Origin of the sequence: Teichococcus aestuarii (genome assembly GCF_003116135.1) — a bacterium.
Classification (GTDB): Bacteria; Pseudomonadota; Alphaproteobacteria; order Acetobacterales; family Acetobacteraceae; genus Pseudoroseomonas; species Pseudoroseomonas aestuarii.
Genome location: NZ_PDOA01000086.1, coordinates 1 through 532 on the forward strand (window position 1 = coordinate 1; position 532 = coordinate 532).

Annotated in this window: 1 protein-coding gene; it reads right to left on the reverse strand. The window is 59.2% G+C overall.

Going from position 1 to position 532, the window contains the following annotated elements; genetic code table 11:
* Positions 1-255 precede the first annotated feature (255 nt).
* Positions 256-532 (reverse strand): transposase (locus CR165_RS24250; RefSeq protein WP_146202052.1); only part of this gene is annotated, 277 nt, incomplete at its 5' end.

Consider the following 532-nt stretch of genomic DNA (forward strand, 5'->3'; position numbering starts at 1 on the left):
GTCTGTCGGATAGCGGCGCCGCTCGAAGGCTGCCTGGCGGGCACGGTGTTCCTTGGTCCACATCCAGCCCATCTGGGCACACGATGTCCCCTGAACACCTCAACACCCGCATTCTCAAACGGGCACTTATAACCTTTGATTATCGTGTATTAAAGACAATCAGAACATGATTGCCTGAATTTTTTAGTGCACTTGCCTTTGCTATGAGGCGAGCTGCTGCTCTGCCGAGAGCTGAGGATGTTGATCTAGGGTCTGTTAGAGCTTGATCCAGTCAGCGGCGGCTGCGAGGCAGAGGATACCGAGGAAGGATCTGGCAGTCTTCTCGTAGCGGGTGGCGACGGCGCGCCATTCCTTCAAGCGCGCCCAGAGGTTCTCCACCCGCGAGCGGTTGTTGTAGATCCAGGTGGGACAGGCGACCGGCGCGTCCGTGCGCTTGGGTGGAATGGCAGGACGTGCGCCCATGTTCCAGATCCGCTCGCGGAAGGCATCGGAGGCATAGCCGCGGTCACCGATGATCCAGCCTGGCACGTCC